Here is a 21,898-nt window from a genome sequence, read left to right on the forward strand (position 1 = left end):
GCGCACAGCCCCCCCCCCCGCGGGCGGGGCGCCCCCCCCCGGGGGGCCCCCCCCCCCCCCCCCCCGCCCCCCCCCCCCGCGCGGGGGGGGGCCGGCGCCGCGTCCCGGCACCGCGCTGGCGCATGCTGGACCTACCGACCCGACGAGGAGCACGCATGGGAGCCCACCGGGCCACCGAGCACGACGGTGACGACGTCACCGAGACCACGCCCGACGACGAGACCCGCCGCAACCCCGGGGCACCGGATCTCGCCGCCGACACCGCGGTCGCGGCGACGGCGGGGGAGCGGACCCGCTCGATGGCCGCGCCCGGCACCGAGCGCCCGCCCCTGCCGGGCATGGAGGACACGACCAACCGCGGCGTCGACCGCGGGGTGATCATCGGCCAGGGGCTCGCAGCCCTCGCCCGCTGGTCCGTGCGCGGCATCGTCGTCGTCCTCGCGCTCGCCGGCTTCCTCTACCTGCTCGGCCGGGTGTGGGTGGGGGTCTTCCCGCTCGTCCTCGCGCTGCTCGTCACGACCGTCCTGTGGCCCCCGACCGCCTGGCTGCGTCGGCACGGGGTGCCGGCGGCGCTGTCGGCCATCATCGTGCTGCTCGGCTCGCTGGCGGTCTTCGCCGGCGTCATCGCGGCCATCGCGCCCTCGCTCGTCGACCAGTCCGGCGAGGTCGCGAGCGCCGCGAGCGGCGGGCTCACCGAGCTGCAGGACCGGCTCGGCGCCCCGCCCTTCAACGTCGACAGCACGACGGTCGACGAGCTGGTCTCGCAGGCCCAGGAGTGGCTGCGGGCGCGCTCGGGCGACATCGCGTCCGGCGTCTTCACCGGGGTGAGCGTCGTCGGCAACGCCCTCGTCACCCTGGCCCTCGTCCTCGTCCTCGTCTTCTTCTTCCTCAAGGACGGGCCGAACTTCCTCCCCTTCGTGCGCCGCGTCTCCGGCCGCACCGCCGGGCGCCACCTCACCGAGGTCTCGGTCCGGTCGTGGAACACCCTGAGCGGCTTCATCCGCACCCAGGCCATCGTCTCGGCGGTCGACGCCGTGCTCATCGGCACCGGGCTCGTCGTCATGCAGGTGCCGCTCGCCTTCGCGCTCGCCGTCCTCACCTTCTTCGGCGGCTTCGTGCCGATCATCGGTGCGGTGACCGCGGGCGCGCTCGCCGTCCTCGTCGCGCTCGTCTCGCAGGGCCTGACTACCGCGCTCGTCGTGCTCGCCATCGTCCTGGCCGTCCAGCAGCTCGAGGGCAACGTCCTGCAGCCGCTGCTCCAGGGGCGCTCGATGCAGCTGCACGCCGGCGTCATCCTCCTCGCCGTCGCCGCGGGCAGCACGCTCTTCGGCATCGTCGGGGCCTTCCTCGCCGTGCCCGTCATCGCGACCGTCGCGGTCGTCATGCGCTACATCAGCGAGCAGGTCGACCTGCGCACCGGCGACCTCCATGCCGACGAGGTGCCCGTGGCCACCAAGGACGGAGAGATCTCCGCGCGTCAGGGCGAGCTCGCCGCGGCGGGCTACGTCGACCAGCCCGACGCGACGACCCTCGCCGAGGAGCTCACGTCAGCGCGTGAGGCCCAGGACGAGGGTCGTCGGGGTCGGTCGGGCGTCGGCTCGCGGCTGGCCCGCACGGTGCGCTCGGCCCGCGCGGCCTGGCGCGAGGACGAGAGCCGCGCGGGGTCCGGCGCGAGCAGCTAGCGGCTGAGCAGGCCGGGAGCTCAGCAGGCCGGGAGCTCAGTAGGCCGGGAGCACCGAGCCGTCGGACCAGGTGTCCTCGATGTACTTCTTCACCTCGGGGGAGTGCAGCAGGGTGTCGAGCTCCTTGAGGGCCGGGTTGTCCTCCTGGCCGGCCTGCACGGTGAGGAAGTTCGCGTAGACGTTGCCCTCGGCCTTCTCGACGAGCAGGGCGTCCTTCGTCGGGCTGAGGTCGGCCTCGATGGCGTAGTTGCCGTTGATGACCGAGGCGTCGAGGTCGTCGAGCGAGCGCACGAGCTGGGCCGGGTCGGTCTGCTTGAACTCGAGGTTCTTCGGGTTCTCGTCGACGTCGTAGAGCGTGGCCGACGTCGCGTCGACCCCGTCCTTGAGCGTGATGAGGTCGGCGTCGGCGAGCAGCTGGAGCGCGCGGCCCTGGTTCGACGGGTCGTTGTTGATGCCGATCTGGGCGCCGTCGGGCAGGTCCTTCACGTCCTCGACCGAGGTGCTGTACAGCGCGAAGGGCTCGTAGTGGATGCCCTCGAAGTGCGCGAAGTCGTAGCCGCGGTCCTTGACCTGCGCCTCGTAGTACGGCAGGTGCTGGAAGTAGTTCGCGTCGAGCGTGCCCTCGGAGAGCTGGACGTTGGGCTGGACGTAGTCGTCGAAGACGGTGATGTCGAGGTCGAGCTTCGCGTCGGGGGCGAGCTCCTCGTCGACGTACTCGAGGATCTTCGCGTGCGGGGTCGAGCTCGCGCCGACGGTGAGCGTCGTGACGCCGTCGGAGCCGGCGGCCGGGCCCTCGGCGTCGTCGCTGCCCGCGCCGCAGGCGCTGAGCGCCAGAGCGGCGCCGGCGGTCAGGGCGAGCAGGCGGGTGGTGCGGGAGGCGGTCATCGTCGTGCCTTTCGAGGAGATGGGTGTGGCGAAGGGGTGGACGCGGCGCTGCGTCCCGGGAGCCCGGCCCGGGGGCCGGGGCAGGTCAGCGGTGGTCGACCCGGCGGGCGAGCGCGTCGCCGAGCATCTGGACGAGCTGGACGAGCACGAGGAGCAGGACGACGCAGGCGATCATCACGTCGGACTCGAAGCGGTTGTAGCCGTACGTCATGGCGACGGCGCCGAGACCACCGGCGCCGATCGCGCCGGCCATCGCGGTGTAGCCGATGAGCGCGATGACGGTCGTCGTCATGCCGGCGACGAGCCCGGGGCGGGCCTCGGCGAGGAGCACCTTGCGGGTGAGCTCCCAGCGGGTGGCGCCCATCATCGTCGCGGCCTCGACGGTCCCGCCGCTCACCTCGCGCAGAGAGGTCTCGACGAGCCGGGCGTAGAAGGGGATGGCCCCGATCGTCAGCGGCACGCACGCGGCCTGCCAGCCCACGGTCGTCCCGACGAGGAGCCGGGTGAGCGGGATGATCGAGATCATGAGGATGAGGAAGGGCAACGAGCGGCCGACGTTGACGACCGCGCCGACGGCCCGGTGGACCGCGGGGCTCGGGCTGATCCCGCCCGGCGAGGTCTGGTGGAGCAGCACGCCGACGGGGATGCCGACGAGCGCGGTGAGCAGCGCGGCGACACCGGTCATCGCGAGGGTCTCCCACGTCGCGGTGAGCAGCCCCTCGCGGATGACGGGGTTGTCGAGCCAGCGGCCGTCCTCGAGCGGGACGAGGGCGAGAGCGGGGGTCATGCCCGGGCCTCCTGCAGGGTGCGCTCGGCGAGGTCGCGGTCGCTGCCGACGGGCAGCAGCAGGCGAGCCCGGCCGAGGGTGACGTCGTCGATCGTCTCGATCGTCGCGGCGTGGACGCGCGCGGGCATGCCCGCGGCGCGCAGGGTGGTGAGGGCCTGCTCGAGCTCGTCGGGCCCGCCGTGCCCGAGGGTGACCTCGACGACGCGGTCGGCCTCGTCGGCCGCGGGCACGGGCAGGGGCAGCAGGTCGCGGTGGACCTGGGTGGCGGGGTCGGCGGCGAGCGCGGCGATGGGACCGCTCTCGGTGACCCGGCCGTCCTGGAGCACGGTGACGACGTCGCAGATCTCGCGCACGACGGAGGGCTCGTGGGTGATGACGACGACGGTGATGCCGAGCTCGTCGCGCAGGTCGGACAGCAGCGCGAGCACCGAGCGGGTGGTCGCGGAGTCGAGCGCCGAGGTGGGCTCGTCGCAGATGAGGATGTCGGGCCGGGTGGCGAGCGCGCGGGCGATGCCGACGCGTTGCTGCTGCCCGCCGGAGAGCTGCGCGGGGTAGCTGTCACCGCGGCCCTCCAGGCCGACGAGGTCGAGCAGCTCGGCGACCCGCGTGGCCCGCTCGGCCGCCGGACGGCCGGCGATCTCGAGGGGGAGGGCGATGTTCTGCGCCGCGGTGCGCGAGGAGAGCAGGTTCGCGTGCTGGAAGACCATGCCGAAGCGCCGGCGGAAGGCGCGCAGCTCACCGCCCCGCAGCCCGGCGACGTCCGTGCCGTCGAGGTCGACGTGACCGGAGGTCGGCGTCTCCAGACCGGTGATCGTGCGGATGAGGGTGGACTTGCCGGCGCCGGAGCGGCCGATGATCCCGTGGATGGAGCCGCGGTCGACGGTGAGGTCGATGTCGTCGAGCGCACGGACCTCCCCGGCCCGGGTGCGAAAGCTCTTGCTCAGGGACCGCAGCCGCAGCAGCGGCGTCGGGCTCGGCGTGGGTGTCTCGATCACGAGAGACATAATGCGGCGTTATGGGTTCCAGAACCAAATCGGGGGTTGACACGTCCGCTCGTCCGTGGGTGGACGTCGGGAGGTGCCCGCCGCGCGGCGCCGCGGAGGTGGTGCTCAGGCGGGCAGACGGCCCCGGCGGTTCCTCGCCCGCAGTCGTACGGGGGGCAGCGGGGGTGCCGGGATGCGCGTGCGCTCGCCGTCGTACCCCGGGACGGTGCCGAACTGCTCCGAGCCCGCCTCGTAGGCCTCGCGGTAGGCGACGACCTCGTCGTGGGTGCGCCCGACGAAGTTCCACCACATGACGACCTCCTCCTCGAAGGGGGTGCCGCCGATGAGGACGAGCCGGGCACCGCTGTCGCCGGCGACGAGACGCACCGAGCGGGGGCCCGGGTCGAGGCAGGCCAGGTCGGCGGGCGAGAGCGCGACCCCGTCGACGCCCACCTCGCCCTCGTCGAGGAGCACGCCGTGCTCGAAGGCGGGGTCGACGGCGAGGTCGAGCGCGGCACCCGGGGCGAGGTCGAGCTGGGCGCCGAGCAGCGGGGTGCTCGTGCGCACGGGGGAGACGTCGACGCCGGGCAGGGTGCCGAGGAAGACGAGCGCCGTGCCGGCGCCGCCGGGCAGCGGGACCGCCTCCGGGGCGTGGTGCTCGAAGCCGCGCCCGCCGTGCCGGTCGGCGTCGGGCAGGGCGACCCAGAGCTGGACGCCGTGGAGGCGCTGCGACTCGTCGGTGCTCACCTCGGAGTGGGCGATGCCGGACCCGGCGGTCATGAGGTTGACCTCGCCGGGCAGGACCCGGGCGCTCACACCGGCGCTGTCGTCGTGCTGCACGACGCCCTCGAAGAGCCAGGACACGGTCTGCAGGCCGGTGTGCGGGTGCGGGGGCACGTCCATGACGCGCTCCCCGGGCCCGACGGGGACCGGGCCGTAGTGGTCGACGAAGCACCACGCCCCGACGAAGGAGCGGTCGCGGTGGGGGAGCGTGCGGCGCACGGTGAGGGCGCGCTGGCCGCCCAGGGGGACCTCGCGGCCCGCGAGCACCTGGACGTGCCCCGTCTCGTCCTCGCCTGCCATGTCGTCAGGGTAGGCCCCGGGCCCGGGCGTCCCTCGATCCGGACCAGGTCGTGGGCAGGGCCCCGGACGTCCTAGAGTGGCTCGCGACCGACATCCTTTAACCGCTGTCCTGTGAGGCAGGCAAGGAGGTCTGAGGCACTGATGTGTCCTGACACCGCACGACCCGGTCCGGCGAGCGACCCCGGACCCCCCGACGGCCGCGAGGTCCTCTCCGAGGACGACGTCGCCCGGGCCCTCAAGCGCATCGCGCACGAGATCATCGAGCACAACCGCGGGGCCGAGGGTCTCGTCCTGCTCGGCATCCCCAGCCGCGGCGTCGAGCTGGCCCGCCGGCTCGCCGCGCTCGTCACCGAGGTCGAGGGCAGCCCCGTGGCCTGCGGCTCGCTGGACGTGACGATGTACCGCGACGACCTGCGCGCCCAGCCGACCCGCGCCCCGGCCCAGACCCAGATCCCCGCCGGCGGCATCGACGGGCGCACCGTCGTGCTCGTCGACGACGTCCTGTACTCGGGGCGCACCGTGCGTGCGGCGCTCGACGCGCTCGCCGACTACGGCCGGCCGCGCACCGTGCGTCTCGCCGCGCTCGTCGACCGCGGCCACCGCGAGCTGCCGATCCGGGCCGACCACGTCGGCAAGAACCTGCCGACCTCGCACACCGAGCGCGTCGCCGTCCGGCTGCGCGGGTACGACGGCGTCGCCGACTCCGTGACGATCCGAGGAGGAGCCCGATGACCCGTCACCTGCTGTCCGTCGCCGACCTCGACACCGCGGGCGTGCGAGAGCTGCTCGACACGGCCGCCGAGATGCACCTGGTGCAGCGCCGCGAGGTCAAGAAGATCCCTACCCTGCGCGGCCGGACCGTCATCAACCTCTTCTTCGAGGACAGCACCCGGACCCGCTCCTCCTTCGAGATCGCGGGCAAGTGGATGTCGGCCGACACGATCAACATCACCGGCAAGGGCTCCTCGACGAGCAAGGGCGAGTCGCTGCGCGACACGACGATGACCATCGCCTCGATGGGCGTCGACGCCATCGTCATGCGCCACCACGCCTCCGGGGCGGCCCACCAGGTCGCCCGCTGGCTCGACGAGCTCGGCACCGGGACGAGCGTCATCAACGCCGGCGACGGCACGCACGAGCACCCGACCCAGGCACTGCTCGACGCGTACACGGTCGAGCAGCGGCTCGGCTCGCTCGAGGGGCGCCACGTCGCGATCGTCGGCGACGTCACCCACAGCCGGGTCTTCCGCTCCAACCTCGTGAGCCTGCGCCTGCTCGGCGCCCGCGTCACCGTCGTCGCCCCGCCGACGCTCATGCCGAGCGGGGCCCGGGCGTGGGCCGAGCGCGACGGCTTCGCGCTGAGCCACGACCTCGACGCGGTGCTCGCCGGGACGCACGCCCCCGTGCCCGACGTGCTCATGATGCTGCGCGTGCAGCACGAGCGGATGAGCGGCGGGTACTTCCCGACGCCGCGCGAGTACACCGTCGGCTACGGCCTGACCCGCGACCGCCTCGCGACCTTCACCGCGGCCAGCCCGGAGGGCGTCATCTGCCACCCGGGCCCGATGAACCGCGGTCTGGAGATCGCGGCCGACGCCGCCGACGCGGCGAGCTCGCTCGTCCTCGACCAGGTGAGCGCCGGTGTCGCGGTGCGGATGAGCGTCCTGTACCACCTGCTGGCCTCGGGAGAGGGCGATGTCCTGAGGCGCGAGGGACGAGCCTCGAAGGGGGCTGCGGCATGAGCCTGCTCGTCACAGGGGCCCGTCTGCTCGACGGCCCCGCCCAGGACCTCTTCGTCGAGGACGGCCGCATCGCCGCCCTCGGAGCCCGGGCCGGTGAGGCCGCGCGGGCCGCGGAGGACGTCGAGGTGCTCGACGCCGACGGCCTGCACGTCCTGCCGGGCCTGGTCGACCTGCACACCCACCTGCGCGAGCCGGGACGCGAGGACGCCGAGACGATCGCGACCGGGTCCGCCGCGGCCGCCGCGGGCGGCTTCACGGCGATCCTCGCCATGGCCAACACCTCGCCGGTCACCGACACCGCCGAGGCCGCCGAGCGCGTCCTCGACCTCGGCCGCGCGGCCGGTCTCGTCGACGTCCAGCCGATCGGCGCGGTGACGAAGGGGCTCGACGGCCACGAGCTCGCCGAGCTCGGCCTGATGCACCGCTCCCGCGCCGGTGTCACCGTCTTCTCCGACGACGGGCGGTGCGTCGCCGACGCCCGCGTCATGCGTCGCGCGCTCGAGTACGTCCGCGCCTTCGACGGCGTCGTCTCGCAGCACAGCCAGGACCCGGAGCTCGCCGGGGCGTCGGCGTGCTGCCACGAGGGCGAGCTGTCCGGACGGCTCGGGCTGCCCGGCTGGCCGGCGGCGGCCGAGGCGAGCATCATCGCCCGCGACGCCCAGCTCGCGCTCCTCACCGGCAGCCGGGTGCACGTCGCCCACGTCTCGACCGCCGAGGGCCTCGAGGTCGTGCGCTGGGCCAAGGCCCGCGGCGCCCGGATGACCGCTGAGGTCACGCCGCACCACCTGCTGCTGACGACCGACCTGCTGAGCGGCTACGACCCCGTGTACAAGGTCAACCCGCCGCTGCGCCCCGACGAGGACGTCGCGGCGCTGCGCGAGGGCCTGGCCGACGGCACGATCGACGCCGTCGCCACCGACCACGCCCCGCACGCCCGGCACGACAAGGAGCACGCCTTCGTCGACGCCGCCTTCGGGATGACCGGGCTGGAGACCGCCTTCGCGGTCGTCCACGACGTCATGGTGCGCCAGGGGAGCATGGACCTCGCGAGCCTGGCCCGCGTCATGTCGAGCGCACCGGCCCGCATCGCCGGTCTCGCCGAGCACGGCGGCGAGCTCGTCGTCGGGGCGCCGGCGCACCTCGCGCTCGTCGACCCGGGCGCCACGGTCACCGTCGACCGTGCCGCGACGGCCTCGCTCTCGCGCAACACGCCCTTCCACGGGCGCACCCTCACCGGCTCCGTCGTCGCGACGGTGCTGCGCGGTGCGCTCACCCGCACCAGTCCCGACCGCACGACCACGAAGGTGACCGCATGACGACCCGTACCGACCGGCAGCCCGCCCTCCTCGTCCTCGAGGACGGCCGCACCTTCGCCGGCGACGCCTACGGCGCGGCGGGCGAGACCGTCGGCGAGGCCGTCTTCTCCACCGGCATGACCGGCTACCAGGAGACCCTCACCGACCCGAGCTACCACCGCCAGGTCGTCGTCATGACGGCCCCGCACGTCGGCAACACCGGCTGGAACGACGAGGACGACGAGTCCACCCGGATCTGGGTGAGCGGCTACGTCGTGCGCGACCCCGCGATCCGCCCGAGCAGCTGGCGCAGCCGCCGCAGCCTCGGCGACGAGCTCGCGACGCAGGGCGTCGTCGGCATCAGCGGCATCGACACCCGCGCCCTGACCCGGCACCTGCGCGAGCGTGGCGCGATGCGCGTCGGCATCTTCTCCGGCGACTCCCTCGCCGGCACCGAGGAGCTGCTGCAGCGCGTCCAGGACGCGCCGCAGATGACCGGCGCGGCCCTGGCCGCCGAGGTCGCGACCGCCGAGCCCTACGTCGTCGAGGCGAAGGGGGAGAAGCGCTTCACCGTCGCGGCGATCGACCTCGGCATCAAGTCGATGACCCCCGAGCTCATGGCGCAGCGCGGCATGGAGGTCCACGTCCTGCCCGCGACGACCCCCTTCGAGCGGGTCCGTGAGATCGCGCCCGACGGGGTCTTCTTCTCCAACGGGCCCGGCGACCCCGCCGCGGCCACCCACGAGATCGAGCTGCTCCGCGAGGTGCTCGACGCGGGGATCCCGTACTTCGGGATCTGCTTCGGCAACCAGCTCTTCGGCCGGGCGCTGGGCTTCGGCACCTACAAGCTCAAGTACGGCCACCGCGGCATCAACCAGCCGGTCATGGACCGCTCGACCGGCAAGGTCGAGGTGACGGCGCACAACCACGGCTTCGCCGTCGACGCCCCCCTCGACGGGGCGACGGACACCCCCTTCGGCTCGGCCACCGTGAGCCACGTCTGCCTCAACGACGACGTCGTCGAGGGCCTGGAGCTGCGCTCCCCGGAGGGCGACCTGCGCGCCTTCTCCGTCCAGTACCACCCCGAGGCGGCCGCCGGCCCGCACGACGCGGCCTACCTCTTCGACCGCTTCGTCGACCTGCTGAGCTCGAGCGGCGACGCCACCCCCACCACCGACCAGGAGACCCACGCCTGATGCCCAAGCGCGACGACATCCGCAGCGTCCTCGTCATCGGCTCCGGCCCGATCGTCATCGGTCAGGCCTGCGAGTTCGACTACTCCGGCACCCAGGCCTGCCGCGTCCTGCGCGAGGAGGGCATCCGCGTCATCCTCGTCAACTCCAACCCGGCGACGATCATGACCGACCCCGAGTTCGCCGACGCGACCTACGTCGAGCCGATCACGCCCGAGGTCGTCGAGGCGATCATCGAGCGCGAGCGCCCCGACGCGGTCCTGGCCACCCTCGGCGGCCAGACCGCCCTCAACACCGCGATCGCCCTGCACGACGCGGGCGTCCTCGAGCGCTACGGCTGCCCGCTCATCGGCGCCAACGTCGAGGCCATCGAGCTCGGCGAGGACCGCGAGCGCTTCAAGGGGGTCGTCGAGCGCGTCGGCGGCGAGTCCGCCCGCTCGCAGATCTGCCACACGATGGACGAGTGCCTCGCGGCCGTCGACGGCCTCGGGGGCTACCCCGTCGTCGTGCGCCCGTCCTTCACCATGGGCGGCCTCGGCTCCGGCTTCGCCTACGACGAGACCGACCTGCGCCGCATCGCCGGTGCCGGCCTGCAGTACAGCCCGGTCACCGAGGTCCTCCTCGAGGAGTCGATCCTCGGCTGGAAGGAGTACGAGCTCGAGGTCATGCGCGACCACGCCGACAACGTCGTCGTCGTGTGCTCGATCGAGAACCTCGACCCCATGGGCGTGCACACCGGTGACTCCATCACCGTCGCGCCCGCCCTCACGCTCACCGACCGCGAGTACCAGCGCCTGCGCGACATCGGCATCGCCGTCATCCGCGAGGTCGGCGTCGAGACCGGTGGCTGCAACATCCAGTTCGCCGTCAACCCCGCCGACGGCCGGGTCATCGTCATCGAGATGAACCCCCGCGTCTCGCGCTCCTCGGCGCTGGCGAGCAAGGCGACCGGCTTCCCCATCGCCAAGATCGCGGCGAAGATGGCCATCGGCTACACCCTCGACGAGGTCCCCAACGACATCACCGCCGAGACGCCGGCCTCCTTCGAGCCCTCGCTCGACTACGTCGTCGTCAAGGTGCCGCGCTTCGCCTTCGAGAAGTTCCCGGCGGCCGACCCCACGCTCACGACGACGATGAAGTCCGTCGGCGAGGCGATGTCGATCGGGCGCTGCTTCACCGAGGCGCTGCAGAAGGCGCTGCGCTCGATGGAGCGCTCGGGCGCCGCCTTCCACTGGGACGGCGACCAGCCCAGCCTCGAGCGCGGGCGCGAGATGCTCGACGAGGCGCGCACGCCCACCGACGGCCGTCTCGTCCTCGTCCAGCAGGCGATGCGCGCCGGCTGCGGCGTCGAGGAGGTCCACGACGCGACGAAGATCGACCCGTGGTTCCTCGACCAGATCGCCCTCATCAACGAGGTCGCGCAGGAGGTCCACGACGCCGACCAGCTGACCGCCGAGGTGCTCGCCGAGGCCAAGCGCCACGGCTTCTCCGACGGCCAGGTCGCCCGTCTGCGCCGGATGCCCGAGCAGGTCGTGCGCGGCGTGCGCCACGCCCTCGGCGTGCGCCCGGTGTACAAGACGGTCGACACGTGCGCGGCGGAGTTCGCCGCCCGCACGCCGTACTACTACTCCGCCTACGACGAGGAGGACGAGGTCGAGCCCCGCGAGCGCGAGGCCGTCATCATCCTCGGCTCGGGGCCGAACCGGATCGGCCAGGGCGTCGAGTTCGACTACTCCTGCGTCCACGCGAGCTTCGCCCTGCGCGAGGCCGGCTACGACACGGTGATGGTCAACTGCAACCCCGAGACGGTCTCGACCGACTACGACACGAGCAGCCGGCTGTACTTCGAGCCGCTGACCCTCGAGGACGTCCTCGAGGTCATCCACGCGGAGACCCAGGCCGGGCCCGTCGCCGGCGTCATCGTCCAGCTCGGCGGGCAGACCCCGCTCGGCCTGGCGCAGGCGCTCAAGGACGAGGGCGTGCCGGTCGTCGGCACCTCGCCGGAGGCCATCGACCTCGCCGAGGACCGAGGCCACTTCGGCCGCGTGCTCGCCGAGGCCGGGCTCAACGCCCCCAAGCACGGCACCGCCTTCAGCGCCGACGAGGCCGTGACGATCGCCGACGAGATCGGCTACCCCGTCCTCGTGCGCCCGAGCTACGTCCTCGGCGGGCGCGGCATGGAGATCGTCTACGACGACGAGACCCTCTCGGAGTACGTCACCCGCGCGGCGATCGCCAGCCCGGAGCACCCGATCCTCGTCGACCGCTTCCTCGACGACGCCATCGAGATCGACGTCGACGCGCTCTACGACGGCGAGGAGATGTACCTCGGCGGGATCATGGAGCACATCGAGGAGGCCGGGATCCACTCCGGCGACTCCAGCTGCACCCTGCCACCGGCGACCCTCGGCGAGAGCGAGCTGCGCCGCGTGCGCGAGGCGACCCTCGCCCTTGCGAAGGGGATCGGGGTGCGCGGCCTGATGAACGTCCAGTTCGCGCTCGCCCAGGACGTCCTCTACGTCCTCGAGGCCAACCCGCGGGCCAGCCGCACCGTCCCCTTCGTCGCCAAGGCCACCGGTGTCCCGGTCGCCAAGGCCGCGGCCCGCGTCATGCTCGGCGCGAGCATCGCGCAGCTGCGCGACGAGGGCATGCTGCCCCGGCACACCGACGGCGGCTCGATGCCGGCCCACGCGCCGATGTCGGTCAAGGAGGCGGTCCTGCCCTTCAAGCGCTTCCGCACCCGCGAGGGTGACGTCGTCGACAGCCTGCTCGGCCCGGAGATGCGCTCGACCGGCGAGGTCATGGGCATCGACACCGACTTCGGCGCCGCCTTCATGAAGAGCCAGCTCGGCTCGCTGAGCACGGGGCTGCCCACCTCGGGCCGGGTCTTCGTCTCCGTCGCCAACCGCGACAAGCGGGCGATGATCTTCCCCGTCAAGCGTCTGCGCGACCTCGGCTTCACCATCGTCGCGACGGCGGGCACCGCCGAGGTGCTGCGCCGCAACGGCCTCGAGGCCGAGGTGGCCCGCAAGCACAGCGAGCGCACCGAGGGCGAGCCCGGCATCGTCGAGCAGATCCTCGCCGGCGAGATCGAGATGGTCTTCAACACCCCTTCGGGCCAGGACGCGCGGGCCGACGGCTACGCGATCCGTGCGGCGACCACCGCGATGGACAAGCCGATCGTCACGACCGTGCAGCAGCTCGGCGCCGCGGTCCAGGCCATCGAGGCGCGCATCCACGGCGAGCTGCGGGTCAAGCCGCTGCAGGAGCACGCGGCCGACCTCGACCTCTACGGGGCGAAGGGATGAGCACCGGCTCGATCGGCGCCGAGGCGGCCCGTCCGGGCGCCGGGGTGGTGCAGGTCGAGGCCGAGGTCATCGCCAACCAGCGGGTCGGGGCGTACCACCACCTGACGGTGGTGGCGCCCGGGCTGCCCGAGCTCGCCCGGCCGGGGCACTTCGTCGCGCTCGCGGTCGGGGGCACGCACTCGTCGATGCTGCTGCGTCGCAGCTTCTCCATCCACCGGGTGAGCCCGCGCGGCACGTACGGCCCGACCGTCGAGGTCGTCGTCGCCGCGCACGGGCCCGGCACCGAGGAGCTCGTCGGGCTGGCGGTCGGGGCGCACGTCAACGTCGTCGGCCCGCTCGGCCGGCCCTTCCCGGTGCCCAGCACCCCGGTCGCCTGCGTGCTCGTCGGCGGCGGGTACGGCTCGGCGCCGCTCTTCTGGCTCGCCGAGGTGCTCCGCGAGCGCGGCTGCCACGTCGAGATGGTCCTCGGCGCAGCGAGCGCGGACCGGCTCTTCGGGGTCGTCCAGGCCCGCCGGGTGGCCGACGGCGTGAGCGTCACGACCGACGACGGCTCCGCCGGGACGAAGGGGTGGGTGAGCGACGTCCTGCCCGAGATCATCACGCGCACGGGCGCCTCGGTCGTCTACGGCTGCGGCCCCATGGGCATGCTGCGCTCGCTGCACGAGATCGCGCAGGAGCACGGCGCCGTCGCCCAGGTGGCGGTCGAGGAGGCCATGGCCTGCGGCATCGGCATCTGCATGACGTGCGTCATGCCGGTGCGCGACGACGACGGGGTCACCTCGATGGTCCGCTCGTGCGTCGAGGGCCCGGTCTTCCGCGGCGACCGGGTGCGGTGGGACGCCTTCGTCGACGGGCGCTGCCTCGTGCCGTCCGACGCCGTCGGCGCCCCTCAGGAGGTGGTGCGCTGATGGGTCACGACAACCACGAGGACGCCGAGCCGGAGCTCGCGCCGGTCGCGACGGAGCGCCCCGGTGCCTCCGTCGACATGTCCGTCGACCTCGCGGGGGTGCGGCTGCCGAGCCCGATGATGACCGCCTCCGGCTGCGCGGCCAACGGCCGGGAGATGCACCGCTTCGTCGACGTCGCCGAGCTCGGCGCCTTCGTGACGAAGTCGGTCAAGCTCGGTGCCGTCAGCGGGCGCGGGACGCCCCGCATGGCCGAGACCGACTCGGGCATGCTCAACAGCATCGGGCTCCAGGGCCCGGGGGTGCAGGCCTTCGTCGAGCGCGACCTCGCCTGGCTGCACTCGGTCGGGGCGCGGGTCGTCGTCTCGGTCGCCGGGTCGACGGCGAGCGAGTTCGCCGCCGTCGCGCGCACGGTGTGCCGCTCGCCCTACGCCTCGGCGGTCGCGGCGATCGAGGTCAACATCTCCTGCCCGAACGTCGCCAACCGCGGGCTCGTCTTCGCGTGCGACCCGGCGAGCTCGCACAAGGTGCTCACCCTCGTGCGCGAGGAGGTGCCGCGCGGCATCCCCATGCTCGCCAAGCTCAGCCCCGACGTCACCGACATCACCGAGATCGCGGCGGCCGTGCTGCGGGCCGGTGCCCACGGGCTGACGATGATCAACACCTTGCTCGGCGTCGTCATCGACCCGGTCCGGCTGCGCCCCCATCTCGCGGGCACGACCGGCGGCCTGTCCGGGCCGGCGATCCGTCCCGTCGCGGTCCGCGCGATCTGGCAGGTCACCGCGGCGATGCGCGACGGGCGCATCCCCACGGTGCCGGTCGTCGGTGCCGGTGGCGTGCGCACCGGGGCGGACGCCCTCGAGCTCGTCGCCGCCGGCGCGAGCGCGATCCAGGTCGGCACCGCCGCCTTCAACGACCCAACCGCCCCGGTGCGCGTCGGGCACGAGCTCGCCGCCGACCTCGAGCGTCGTGGGATCACCCGGCTCGCCGACGTCGTCGGCATCGCCCACGACGGAGGACTGGGATGAGCGAGACAGCGACCACGGCCTTCGGGGCGCGGCTGCAGGCCGCGATGGCGCAGCACGGACCGCTCTGCGCGGGGATCGACCCGCACCGCTCGCTCGTCGAGTCGTGGGGGCTCACCTACGACTACGCGGGCGTCGAGCGCTTCGCCCTCACCTGCGTCGAGGCCTTCGGGGGAGCGGTCGCGGCGGTCAAGCCGCAGTCGGCCTTCTTCGAGGTCTTCGGCAGCCGGGGCGTCGCCCTGCTCGAGCGCGTGCTCGACGAGCTGCGCGCCGCGGGCACGCTGAGCGTCCTCGACGTCAAGCGCGGCGACATCGGCACGACGGTCGACGCCTACGGCGAGGCCTTCCTCGGCACGCACGCCCCCTCGCCGGCCGACGCGATCACCCTCAGCCCCTACCTCGGCTACGAGTCGCTGCGCCCCGCGATCGACCTCGCCGTGCAGACCGGCCGCGGGGTCTTCGTCCTCGCGCTCACCTCCAACCCCGAGGGCGCCAGCGTGCAGCACGCCCGCGACGCGGCCGGTCGCTCCGTCGCGGCCGGTGTCGCGCAGGGCGCGGCCGGGGACAACGCCGCCGCGCGCTCACGGGGTGAGCTGGGCAGCGTCGGCCTCGTCGTCGGCGCCACCGTCGGCGACGCCGTGCGCGAGCTGGGGGTCGACCTGCCCGGGTCCGGCGCGCCGTTGCTGGCCCCCGGTCTCGGGGCCCAGGGCGCGACCGCCGCGGACGTCCGGCGGGTCTTCGCCGGCGCCCTCGGGCAGGTGCTCGCGTCGAGCAGCCGCGACGTGCTCTCGGCCGGCCCGGACGTCGCCTCCCTTCGTGCGCGCGCCCGCTCGGTGGCTGCCTCGGTCGCCGAGGTCGTCGGCGAGGACCTCGCCGATGACGAGGTGGCCGAGGGCGTCCTGGACACGGGCGGCGAGTAGCATCCGACCCATCCCTCGTCCGTCAGCCGTGAATCGGAGTCTCGCCGTGGCCGTCCCACCCCTCACCCCGGAGCAGCGTGCCGAGGCCCTCGCGAAGGCCGCCGCGGCCCGTCGCGAGCGGGCCGCGATCCGTCTGCGGCTCAAGACCTCCGGCGGGTCGATCCGCGAGGTCATCGAGGACCGTCGGGGCAACGAGGCCGTCGCGAAGATGCGCGTGCTCGCGCTCGTCGAGTCGATGCCCGGCATCGGCCGGGTCAAGGCGGAGCGGATCATGGACGAGCTCGGCATCGCCCGCTCGCGTCGCGTGCGCGGCCTCGGCCAGCACCAGGTCGCCGCCCTCGTCGCCCGGTTCGAAGGCTCGTGACCGCCCGCCTGACCGTCCTGGCCGGTCCGACGGCCGTCGGCAAGGGGACCGTCGCCGCCTACATCCGCGAGCACCACCCCGAGGTCTGGCTCTCCGTCTCGGCGACGACGCGCCCGGCGCGACCCGGTGAGGTCGACGGCGTCCACTACCACTTCGTGCCCGGCGAGACCTTCGCCGAGATGGTCGCGACCGGCGAGATGCTCGAGTGGGCCGTCGTCCACGGCCGCGCCTCGTACGGCACGCCGCGCGGCCCGGTCGAGCAGGCGCTGGCCGACGGCCTGCTCCCGCTGCTCGAGATCGACCTCCAGGGCGCCCGCCAGGTGCGTGCGTCGATGCCCGAGGCCCAGTTCGTCTTCCTCGCGCCCCCGTCGTGGGACGACCTCGTCTCCCGGCTCGTCGGCCGGGGCACCGAGACGGAGGAGGAGCGGGCCGTGCGTCTCGAGACCGCGAAGGTCGAGCTGGCCGCCCAGAGCGAGTTCGACGCGGTCATCGTCAACGACGACGTTCGGCGTGCGGCCGAGGAACTCGTATCATTGATGAGATCCCCGTCGCGTGAGGCCTCTGCCGGCCTGCGCGCGGGACCGAAGGACCACCACCCCGAGCAGTGAGGACACCCGTGTCTGGCACCCAGGCCAACCCCATCGGCATCACCAACCCGCCGATCGACGACCTCCTGACGAAGGCTGACAGCAAGTACGCCCTCGTCCTCTACGGCGCGAAGCGCGCGCGTCAGATCAACGCCTACTACAGCCAGCTCCAGGAGGGGCTGCTCGAGTACATCGGCCCGCTCGTCGACGCCCAGGTGCACGAGAAGCCGCTGTCGATCGCCCTTCGCGAGATCAACGAGGGCCTGCTCACCAACGAGCCGACCCCCGAGCAGGACGAGTCCGGCGCCGCCGTGGCGGACGCCCCGGCGCTCGAGACCCCCGCCGACAGCGCTCCTACCAGCAGCGCTCCCGCCGACCAGGCCTGAGCGGGCTGACGTGCGCGTCGTCCTCGGCGTGACCGGGGGCATCGCCGCCTACAAGGCGGCGCTGCTCCTGCGTCTGCTCACCGAGTCCGGCCACGAGGTCACCGTCGTGCCCACCGAGGCGGCGCTGCGCTTCGTCGGCGCCCCGACGTGGGAGGCCCTCTCGGGACGCGCGGTCCAGACCGACGTCTGGACGGGCATCACCGACGTCCCGCACGTGCGGATCGGCCAGGAGGCCGATCTCGTCGTCGTCGCCCCGGCGACGGCCGACCTGCTGGCGCGGGCCGCGCACGGCCTCGCGGGCGACCTGCTGACGAACGTCCTGCTCACGGCGCGCTGCCCCGTCGTCATGGCCCCGGCCATGCACACGGAGATGTGGCAGCACGCCGCGACCCAGGCCAACGTCGCGACCCTGCGCGAGCGCGGGGTCGTCGTCGTCGAGCCCGACTCGGGACGTCTCACCGGCGCCGACACCGGACCCGGGCGGCTGCCCGAGCCGGAGGCGATCCACGCCGCGGCGATGGCCGCGGTCGAGGCGCGACGTGTCGACGGGCCCGCCCAGGACCTGCGCGGCCGCCGAGTGCTCGTGAGCGCCGGTGGCACCCGCGAGGCGCTCGACCCGGTGCGCTACCTCGGCAACCGCTCCTCGGGCAAGCAGGGCGTGGCGCTCGCCCGCGCCGCCGCGCAGCGTGGGGCGCACGTCACCCTCGTCGCCGCCTCGGTCGAGGTGCCCCTGCCCACGGCCGCCGAGGGCGTCGACGTCGTGCGCGTCGAGAGCGCCCTCGAGCTCGAGGCCGCCGTGCACGAGCGCGGGCCCGAGCACGACGCCGTCGTCATGGCCGCGGCCGTCGCCGACTTCCGCCCTGCGAGCTATGCCGGCAGCAAGATCAAGAAGTCGCACGACGGGCCGCAGGACGACTCGGCGCCGAGCATCACCCTCGTGCGCAACCCCGACGTCCTCGCCGGTCTCGTCGCGTCGCGGGCGGCCTCTGCCGACCCCACGTCGCCGGTCGTCGTCGGCTTCGCCGCGGAGACCGGGGACGACGAGGGCTCGGTCCTCGAGCACGGCCGGGCCAAGCTCGCCCGCAAGGGGTGCGACGCACTCGTCGTCAACGAGGTCGGGGTCGGCGTGACCTTCGGCCAGGACACGAGCACCGTCCACCTGCTGCGGCCCGGTCACCCCGATCGCACGGTCGGACCCGCGGACAAGGGCGTCCTCGCCCACGCCGTGCTGGACCTCCTGCTCGAGCTGCTGCCCGCCACCTAGACTGACCGCGCCCCGCACGACGCCGCGCGTCGTCGGGGCCTGCACTGCCAGCAGTGCGTCTCGTCCCGTACCTCGACACCCTGCCCGACACACACGCCCAACACACACCAGGAGCACCGCGTGGCTGGTCGCCTCTTCACCTCCGAGTCCGTCACCGAGGGTCACCCCGACAAGATCTGCGACCAGATCTCGGACACGATCCTCGACGCGATGCTCGAGCAGGACCCGCACAGCCGGGTCGCCGTCGAGACGATGGTGACGACCGGTCTCGTGCACATCTCCGGCGAGGTGACGACCGAGGGCTACGTCGAGATCCCCAAGCTCGTGCGCTCGCTCGTCGCCGAGGGCGTCGGCTACGACTCCTCCGAGAAGGGCTTCGACGGCCGCTCGTGCGGGGTCTCGGTCTCCATCGGGCAGCAGAGCCCCGACATCGCGCAGGGCGTCGACACCGCCTTCGAGAACCGCACCGGCGGGATCGACCCCAAGGACAAGCAGGGCGCCGGCGACCAGGGCCTGATGTTCGGCTACGCATGCGACGACACCCCCGAGCTCATGCCGCTGCCGATCTTCCTGGCCCACCGCCTCAGCCAGCGCCTCACCGAGGTGCGCAAGACCGGCGTCCTGGACTACCTGCGCCCCGACGGCAAGACCCAGGTGACGATCGACTACGACGGCGACCGTGCCGTACGTCTCGACACCGTCGTGCTCTCGACCCAGCACAGCGCCGAGGTCGACCACGAGCGCCAGCTGCCGGCCGACATCCAGGAGCACGTCATCGGCCCGGTGATGGACGCCCTGCTCGACTCCGGTGTCGACCTCGACGTCTCGGGCTACCGCACCCTCATCAACCCCACCGGCAAGTTCGTCATCGGCGGTCCGATGGGCGACGCGGGCCTCACCGGCCGCAAGATCATCGTCGACACCTACGGCGGCATGGCCCGTCACGGCGGCGGCGCCTTCTCCGGCAAGGACCCGAGCAAGGTCGACCGCTCGGCTGCGTACGCGATGCGCTGGGTGGCCAAGAACGTCGTCGCCGCCGGTCTGGCGACCCGCTGCGAGGTCCAGGTCGCCTACGCGATCGGCGCCGCGCAGCCCGTCGGTCTCTACGTCGAGACCTTCGGCACCGAGACCGTGCCGGTGGACAAGATCCAGGCCGCCGTCACCGCGGTCTTCGACCTGCGCCCGCTCGCCATCGTCGAGGAGCTCGACCTGCTCCGCCCGATCTACCGCCCGACGGCCGCCTACGGCCACTTCGGCCGCACGCAGGCCGACGGCTACGAGGACGCCTTCACCTGGGAGCGCACGACGAAGGTCGAGGCCCTCCAGGCAGCCGTCCGGGGCTGACCTCGCCGGGCGGCCGGCTGTCGGGGCCGGCCGCTAGGTTGACGCACGTGCTGGAGATCGAGATGCCGGCCGGGCCGGTGGAGCAGGACACGGGAGCGCGCCCCGCGCTGCCGGTGGCCCGTGTGCTCGTCGATACCGGGCTGGCGCACCTCGACCGCCCCTTCGAGTACAGCGTGCCCGTCGAGCTCGACGAGCGCGCCGTGCCCGGCGCCCGGGTCAAGGTCCGCTTCGCCGGGCAGGACCTCGGCGGCTACCTCCTCGAGCGCGTGCCGGCGGCCGAGCACGAGGGCCGGCTCGCCCCCCTTCGCACCGTCGTCAGCGACGAGGCCGTCCTCGTCCCGCACGTGCTGCAGACCGCGCAGCGTCTCGCCCGCGAGCAGGCCGGCACGGTGATGGACGTGCTCCGCCTCGCCGTGCCACCACGGCACGCCCGCGCCGAGCGCTCCCTCACCGAGCGTGCCCCCGAGGCCGTGGGCCCGCCCGACGCCCCGGACGAGCCGCCCGTGTCGTGGACCCGCTACCGGGCCGGGGCGGCGCTGTGGAGCCGACTGAGCACGGGGCAGTCGCCGCGGGCCGCGCTCCTCACGACCCCGTCGCACGACCCGCTCACCGACTGGCCCCGCACCCTGGCCGACGCCGCCCTGGCCACCGCCGCGTCGGGGCGGGGGAGCGTCCTCGTCGTCCCCGACCGCCGTGATCTCGACCGGGTCGACGCCGCGCTCCTGGCCACCCTGGGTCCCGACCGGCACGTCGTGCTCCACGCCGACCAGGGGCCTCAGGCCCGCTACACCGCGTGGCTGAAGGTGCTGCGCGGTCACGTGCGGGTCGTCGTGGGGACCCGTGCTGCCGCCTTCGCCCCCGTGCACGACCTCGGTCTCGTCGTGTGGTGGGACGACGGCGACGACCTGCACGTCGAGCCGCGGGCTCCCTACCACCACGTGCGGCAGGTCCTGCTCGCGCGGGCAGAGCTCGCCGGCGCCGCGGCCCTCGTCGCGGGCCCGAGCGTGAGCACCGACGTCGTCGACCTCGTCGAGCGCGGCGAGCTCGTGGCCGTCGGCGGTCTCGGCGAGCGCACGTCGGCCGCTCGCGTGCGGGTCGCGGGCGAGGGACACGACGCCGAGCGCGACGGGCCCGCCGCCCGGGCGCACATCCCCTCCGCCGCGTGGCGTGCGGCCCGGGCCGCGCTCGACCACGGCCCCGTCCTCGTCCAGGTGCCCCGGCGCGGCTACGTGCCCGCCACCCGGTGCGCGACCTGCCGGGCCCCGGCGCGCTGCGCGACCTGCCACGGCCCGCTGTCCCTGCCCGGCTCCGGCGGTCAGCCCGTGTGCGGCTGGTGCCACCGTCGAGACGAGTCCTGGAGCTGCCCCGAGTGCGACGGGCGCACCCTGCGGGCGAGCGTCGTCGGCGCGCGGCGCACGTCCGAGGAGATCGGTCGGGCCTTCCCCGGGGTGCCGGTCGTGCGGTCGGGCGCCCCGGACGTCGTCGCCTCGGTGCCCGCCCGACCCGCGATCGTCGTGGCGACCCCGGGTGCGGAGCCGGTCGCCGAGGGGGGCTACGCCGCGGCCCTCCTGCTCGACGCCTGGGCCCTGCTCGACCGCCCCTCGTTGCGCGCCTCCGAGGAGAGCGTGCGGCGCTGGCTCGGCGCCGCGGCGCTCGTGCGGTCGTGGGCCGACGGGGGAGAGGTCGTCCTGGCCGGCGCCCCTGAGCACGCCGTCATCCCGGCGGTCGAGGCCCTCGTGCGGTGGGACCCGGCGTGGTTCGCCGCCCGCGAGCTCGCCGAGCGGGCCGAGCTCGACCTGCCCCCGGCCGCGTGGGCGGCGCAGGTGCTCGGCAGCCGCGACCACCTGCGCGAGGTGCGCGACGGGCTGCTCGCCCTCGGGGCCGAGGTGAGCGGGCCGGCGCCGACGACCGGCGCCGGAGCAGGAGCGGGGGCAGCGCATGCTGCCGGGCCGCACGGCGCCGCGTCGACGGCCCCCGCCCGCGAGGAGCACCTCGTCGTCCGGGTGCCGCGCTCGGCCGACCCGGGGCTCGTCGAGCAGGTCCGTGCCCATCTCGCCGGGCTGCGGGCCACCGAGTCGGGGCGCAAGGTCGCCGACCCGGTCCGCGTCCGCGTCGGGCCGCACGTGCTCGACTGACGAGGGCACC

19 protein-coding genes are annotated in these 21,898 nt (G+C 73.9%); 15 read left to right on the top strand and 4 right to left on the bottom strand.

Annotation, left to right across the window (positions count from 1 at the left end; genetic code table 11):
* Positions 1–155: 155 nt before the first annotated feature.
* Complete coding sequence (locus tag LIV55_RS00230) at positions 156–1,682, top strand: AI-2E family transporter (RefSeq protein WP_225985041.1); 1,527 nt, start codon at positions 156–158, stop codon at positions 1,680–1,682.
* A 36-nt stretch (positions 1,683–1,718) separates the two neighbouring features.
* On the opposite strand, the gene LIV55_RS00235 is transcribed toward LIV55_RS00230, so the two are convergent.
* The 4 genes from LIV55_RS00235 to LIV55_RS00250 form a co-directional block, all read right to left on the bottom strand.
* Positions 1,719–2,567, bottom strand: a complete 849-nt coding sequence (locus LIV55_RS00235) for a MetQ/NlpA family ABC transporter substrate-binding protein (RefSeq protein WP_068276219.1) — start codon at positions 2,565–2,567, stop codon at positions 1,719–1,721.
* 85 nt (positions 2,568–2,652) lie between these two features.
* Positions 2,653–3,354: a methionine ABC transporter permease gene (locus tag LIV55_RS00240; protein WP_068276216.1), complete on the bottom strand. Its 702-nt coding sequence runs from the start codon at positions 3,352–3,354 to the stop codon at positions 2,653–2,655.
* The gene (locus LIV55_RS00245; protein WP_443667656.1) at positions 3,351–4,358 is read right to left on the bottom strand and encodes a methionine ABC transporter ATP-binding protein; all 1,008 of its coding nucleotides are present in this window, start codon (positions 4,356–4,358) and stop codon (positions 3,351–3,353) included. The genes LIV55_RS00240 and LIV55_RS00245 overlap by 4 nt, the downstream gene beginning before the upstream one ends.
* 105 nt (positions 4,359–4,463) lie before the next feature.
* On the bottom strand, positions 4,464–5,420 hold the full coding sequence (locus LIV55_RS00250) for a pirin family protein (RefSeq protein ID WP_229298845.1): 957 nt from the start codon (positions 5,418–5,420) through the stop codon (positions 4,464–4,466).
* Between the two features lie 141 nt (positions 5,421–5,561).
* On the opposite strand from LIV55_RS00250, the gene pyrR reads away from it, so the two are divergent.
* The 14 genes from pyrR to LIV55_RS00320 all read left to right on the top strand — a co-directional run bounded on the left by pyrR (position 5,562) and on the right by LIV55_RS00320 (position 21,888).
* Positions 5,562–6,152 (top strand): bifunctional pyr operon transcriptional regulator/uracil phosphoribosyltransferase PyrR, encoded by a 591-nt coding sequence (pyrR, locus tag LIV55_RS00255; RefSeq protein ID WP_068276210.1) that lies wholly within the window; start codon positions 5,562–5,564, stop codon positions 6,150–6,152.
* On the top strand, positions 6,149–7,162 hold the full coding sequence (locus LIV55_RS00260; protein WP_229298846.1) for an aspartate carbamoyltransferase catalytic subunit: 1,014 nt from the start codon (positions 6,149–6,151) through the stop codon (positions 7,160–7,162). Before pyrR ends, LIV55_RS00260 begins: the two co-directional genes overlap by 4 nt.
* Complete coding sequence (locus LIV55_RS00265; RefSeq protein WP_229298847.1) at positions 7,159–8,478, top strand: dihydroorotase; 1,320 nt, start codon at positions 7,159–7,161, stop codon at positions 8,476–8,478. Before LIV55_RS00260 ends, LIV55_RS00265 begins: the two co-directional genes overlap by 4 nt.
* Positions 8,475–9,653, top strand: coding sequence for a glutamine-hydrolyzing carbamoyl-phosphate synthase small subunit (gene carA / locus LIV55_RS00270; RefSeq protein WP_229298848.1), 1,179 nt, complete (start codon positions 8,475–8,477; stop codon positions 9,651–9,653). Before LIV55_RS00265 ends, carA begins: the two co-directional genes overlap by 4 nt.
* Positions 9,653–12,958 (top strand): carbamoyl-phosphate synthase large subunit, encoded by a 3,306-nt coding sequence (gene carB, locus LIV55_RS00275; protein WP_229298849.1) that lies wholly within the window; start codon positions 9,653–9,655, stop codon positions 12,956–12,958. Before carA ends, carB begins: the two co-directional genes overlap by 1 nt.
* Entirely contained in the window at positions 12,955–13,866 is a 912-nt protein-coding gene (locus LIV55_RS00280) for a dihydroorotate dehydrogenase electron transfer subunit (RefSeq protein WP_229298850.1), read from the top strand. The genes carB and LIV55_RS00280 overlap by 4 nt, the downstream gene beginning before the upstream one ends.
* Positions 13,866–14,891: a dihydroorotate dehydrogenase gene (locus LIV55_RS00285; RefSeq protein WP_308012850.1), complete on the top strand. Its 1,026-nt coding sequence runs from the start codon at positions 13,866–13,868 to the stop codon at positions 14,889–14,891. The genes LIV55_RS00280 and LIV55_RS00285 overlap by 1 nt, the downstream gene beginning before the upstream one ends.
* Positions 14,888–15,808 (top strand): orotidine-5'-phosphate decarboxylase, encoded by a 921-nt coding sequence (gene pyrF / locus LIV55_RS00290; protein WP_191562792.1) that lies wholly within the window; start codon positions 14,888–14,890, stop codon positions 15,806–15,808. The genes LIV55_RS00285 and pyrF overlap by 4 nt, the downstream gene beginning before the upstream one ends.
* Before the next feature lie 46 nt (positions 15,809–15,854).
* A complete protein-coding gene (mihF, locus tag LIV55_RS00295) occupies positions 15,855–16,172 on the top strand; it encodes an integration host factor, actinobacterial type (RefSeq protein ID WP_123091635.1) in 318 nt (105 codons plus the stop codon).
* Positions 16,169–16,780 carry a guanylate kinase gene (gene gmk / locus LIV55_RS00300; protein ID WP_191562793.1) on the top strand — a complete coding sequence of 204 codons (612 nt, stop codon included), beginning with the start codon at positions 16,169–16,171 and terminating at the stop codon, positions 16,778–16,780. Before mihF ends, gmk begins: the two co-directional genes overlap by 4 nt.
* A gap of 8 nt (positions 16,781–16,788) precedes the next feature.
* Positions 16,789–17,145 (top strand): DNA-directed RNA polymerase subunit omega, encoded by a 357-nt coding sequence (rpoZ, locus tag LIV55_RS00305; protein ID WP_068276183.1) that lies wholly within the window; start codon positions 16,789–16,791, stop codon positions 17,143–17,145.
* Positions 17,146–17,155: 10 nt separating this feature from the next.
* Positions 17,156–18,409, top strand: coding sequence for a bifunctional phosphopantothenoylcysteine decarboxylase/phosphopantothenate--cysteine ligase CoaBC (gene coaBC / locus LIV55_RS00310; RefSeq protein ID WP_229298851.1), 1,254 nt, complete (start codon positions 17,156–17,158; stop codon positions 18,407–18,409).
* A 120-nt stretch (positions 18,410–18,529) separates the two neighbouring features.
* Positions 18,530–19,753: a methionine adenosyltransferase gene (gene metK / locus LIV55_RS00315; protein ID WP_229298852.1), complete on the top strand. Its 1,224-nt coding sequence runs from the start codon at positions 18,530–18,532 to the stop codon at positions 19,751–19,753.
* 47 nt (positions 19,754–19,800) lie between these two features.
* Positions 19,801–21,888 (top strand): primosomal protein N' family DNA-binding protein, encoded by a 2,088-nt coding sequence (locus LIV55_RS00320; RefSeq protein WP_229298853.1) that lies wholly within the window; start codon positions 19,801–19,803, stop codon positions 21,886–21,888.
* Positions 21,889–21,898 lie beyond the last annotated feature (10 nt).

It is taken from the genome of Janibacter melonis (genome assembly GCF_020567375.1).
GTDB classification, from domain to species: Bacteria; Actinomycetota; Actinomycetes; order Actinomycetales; family Dermatophilaceae; genus Marihabitans; species Marihabitans melonis.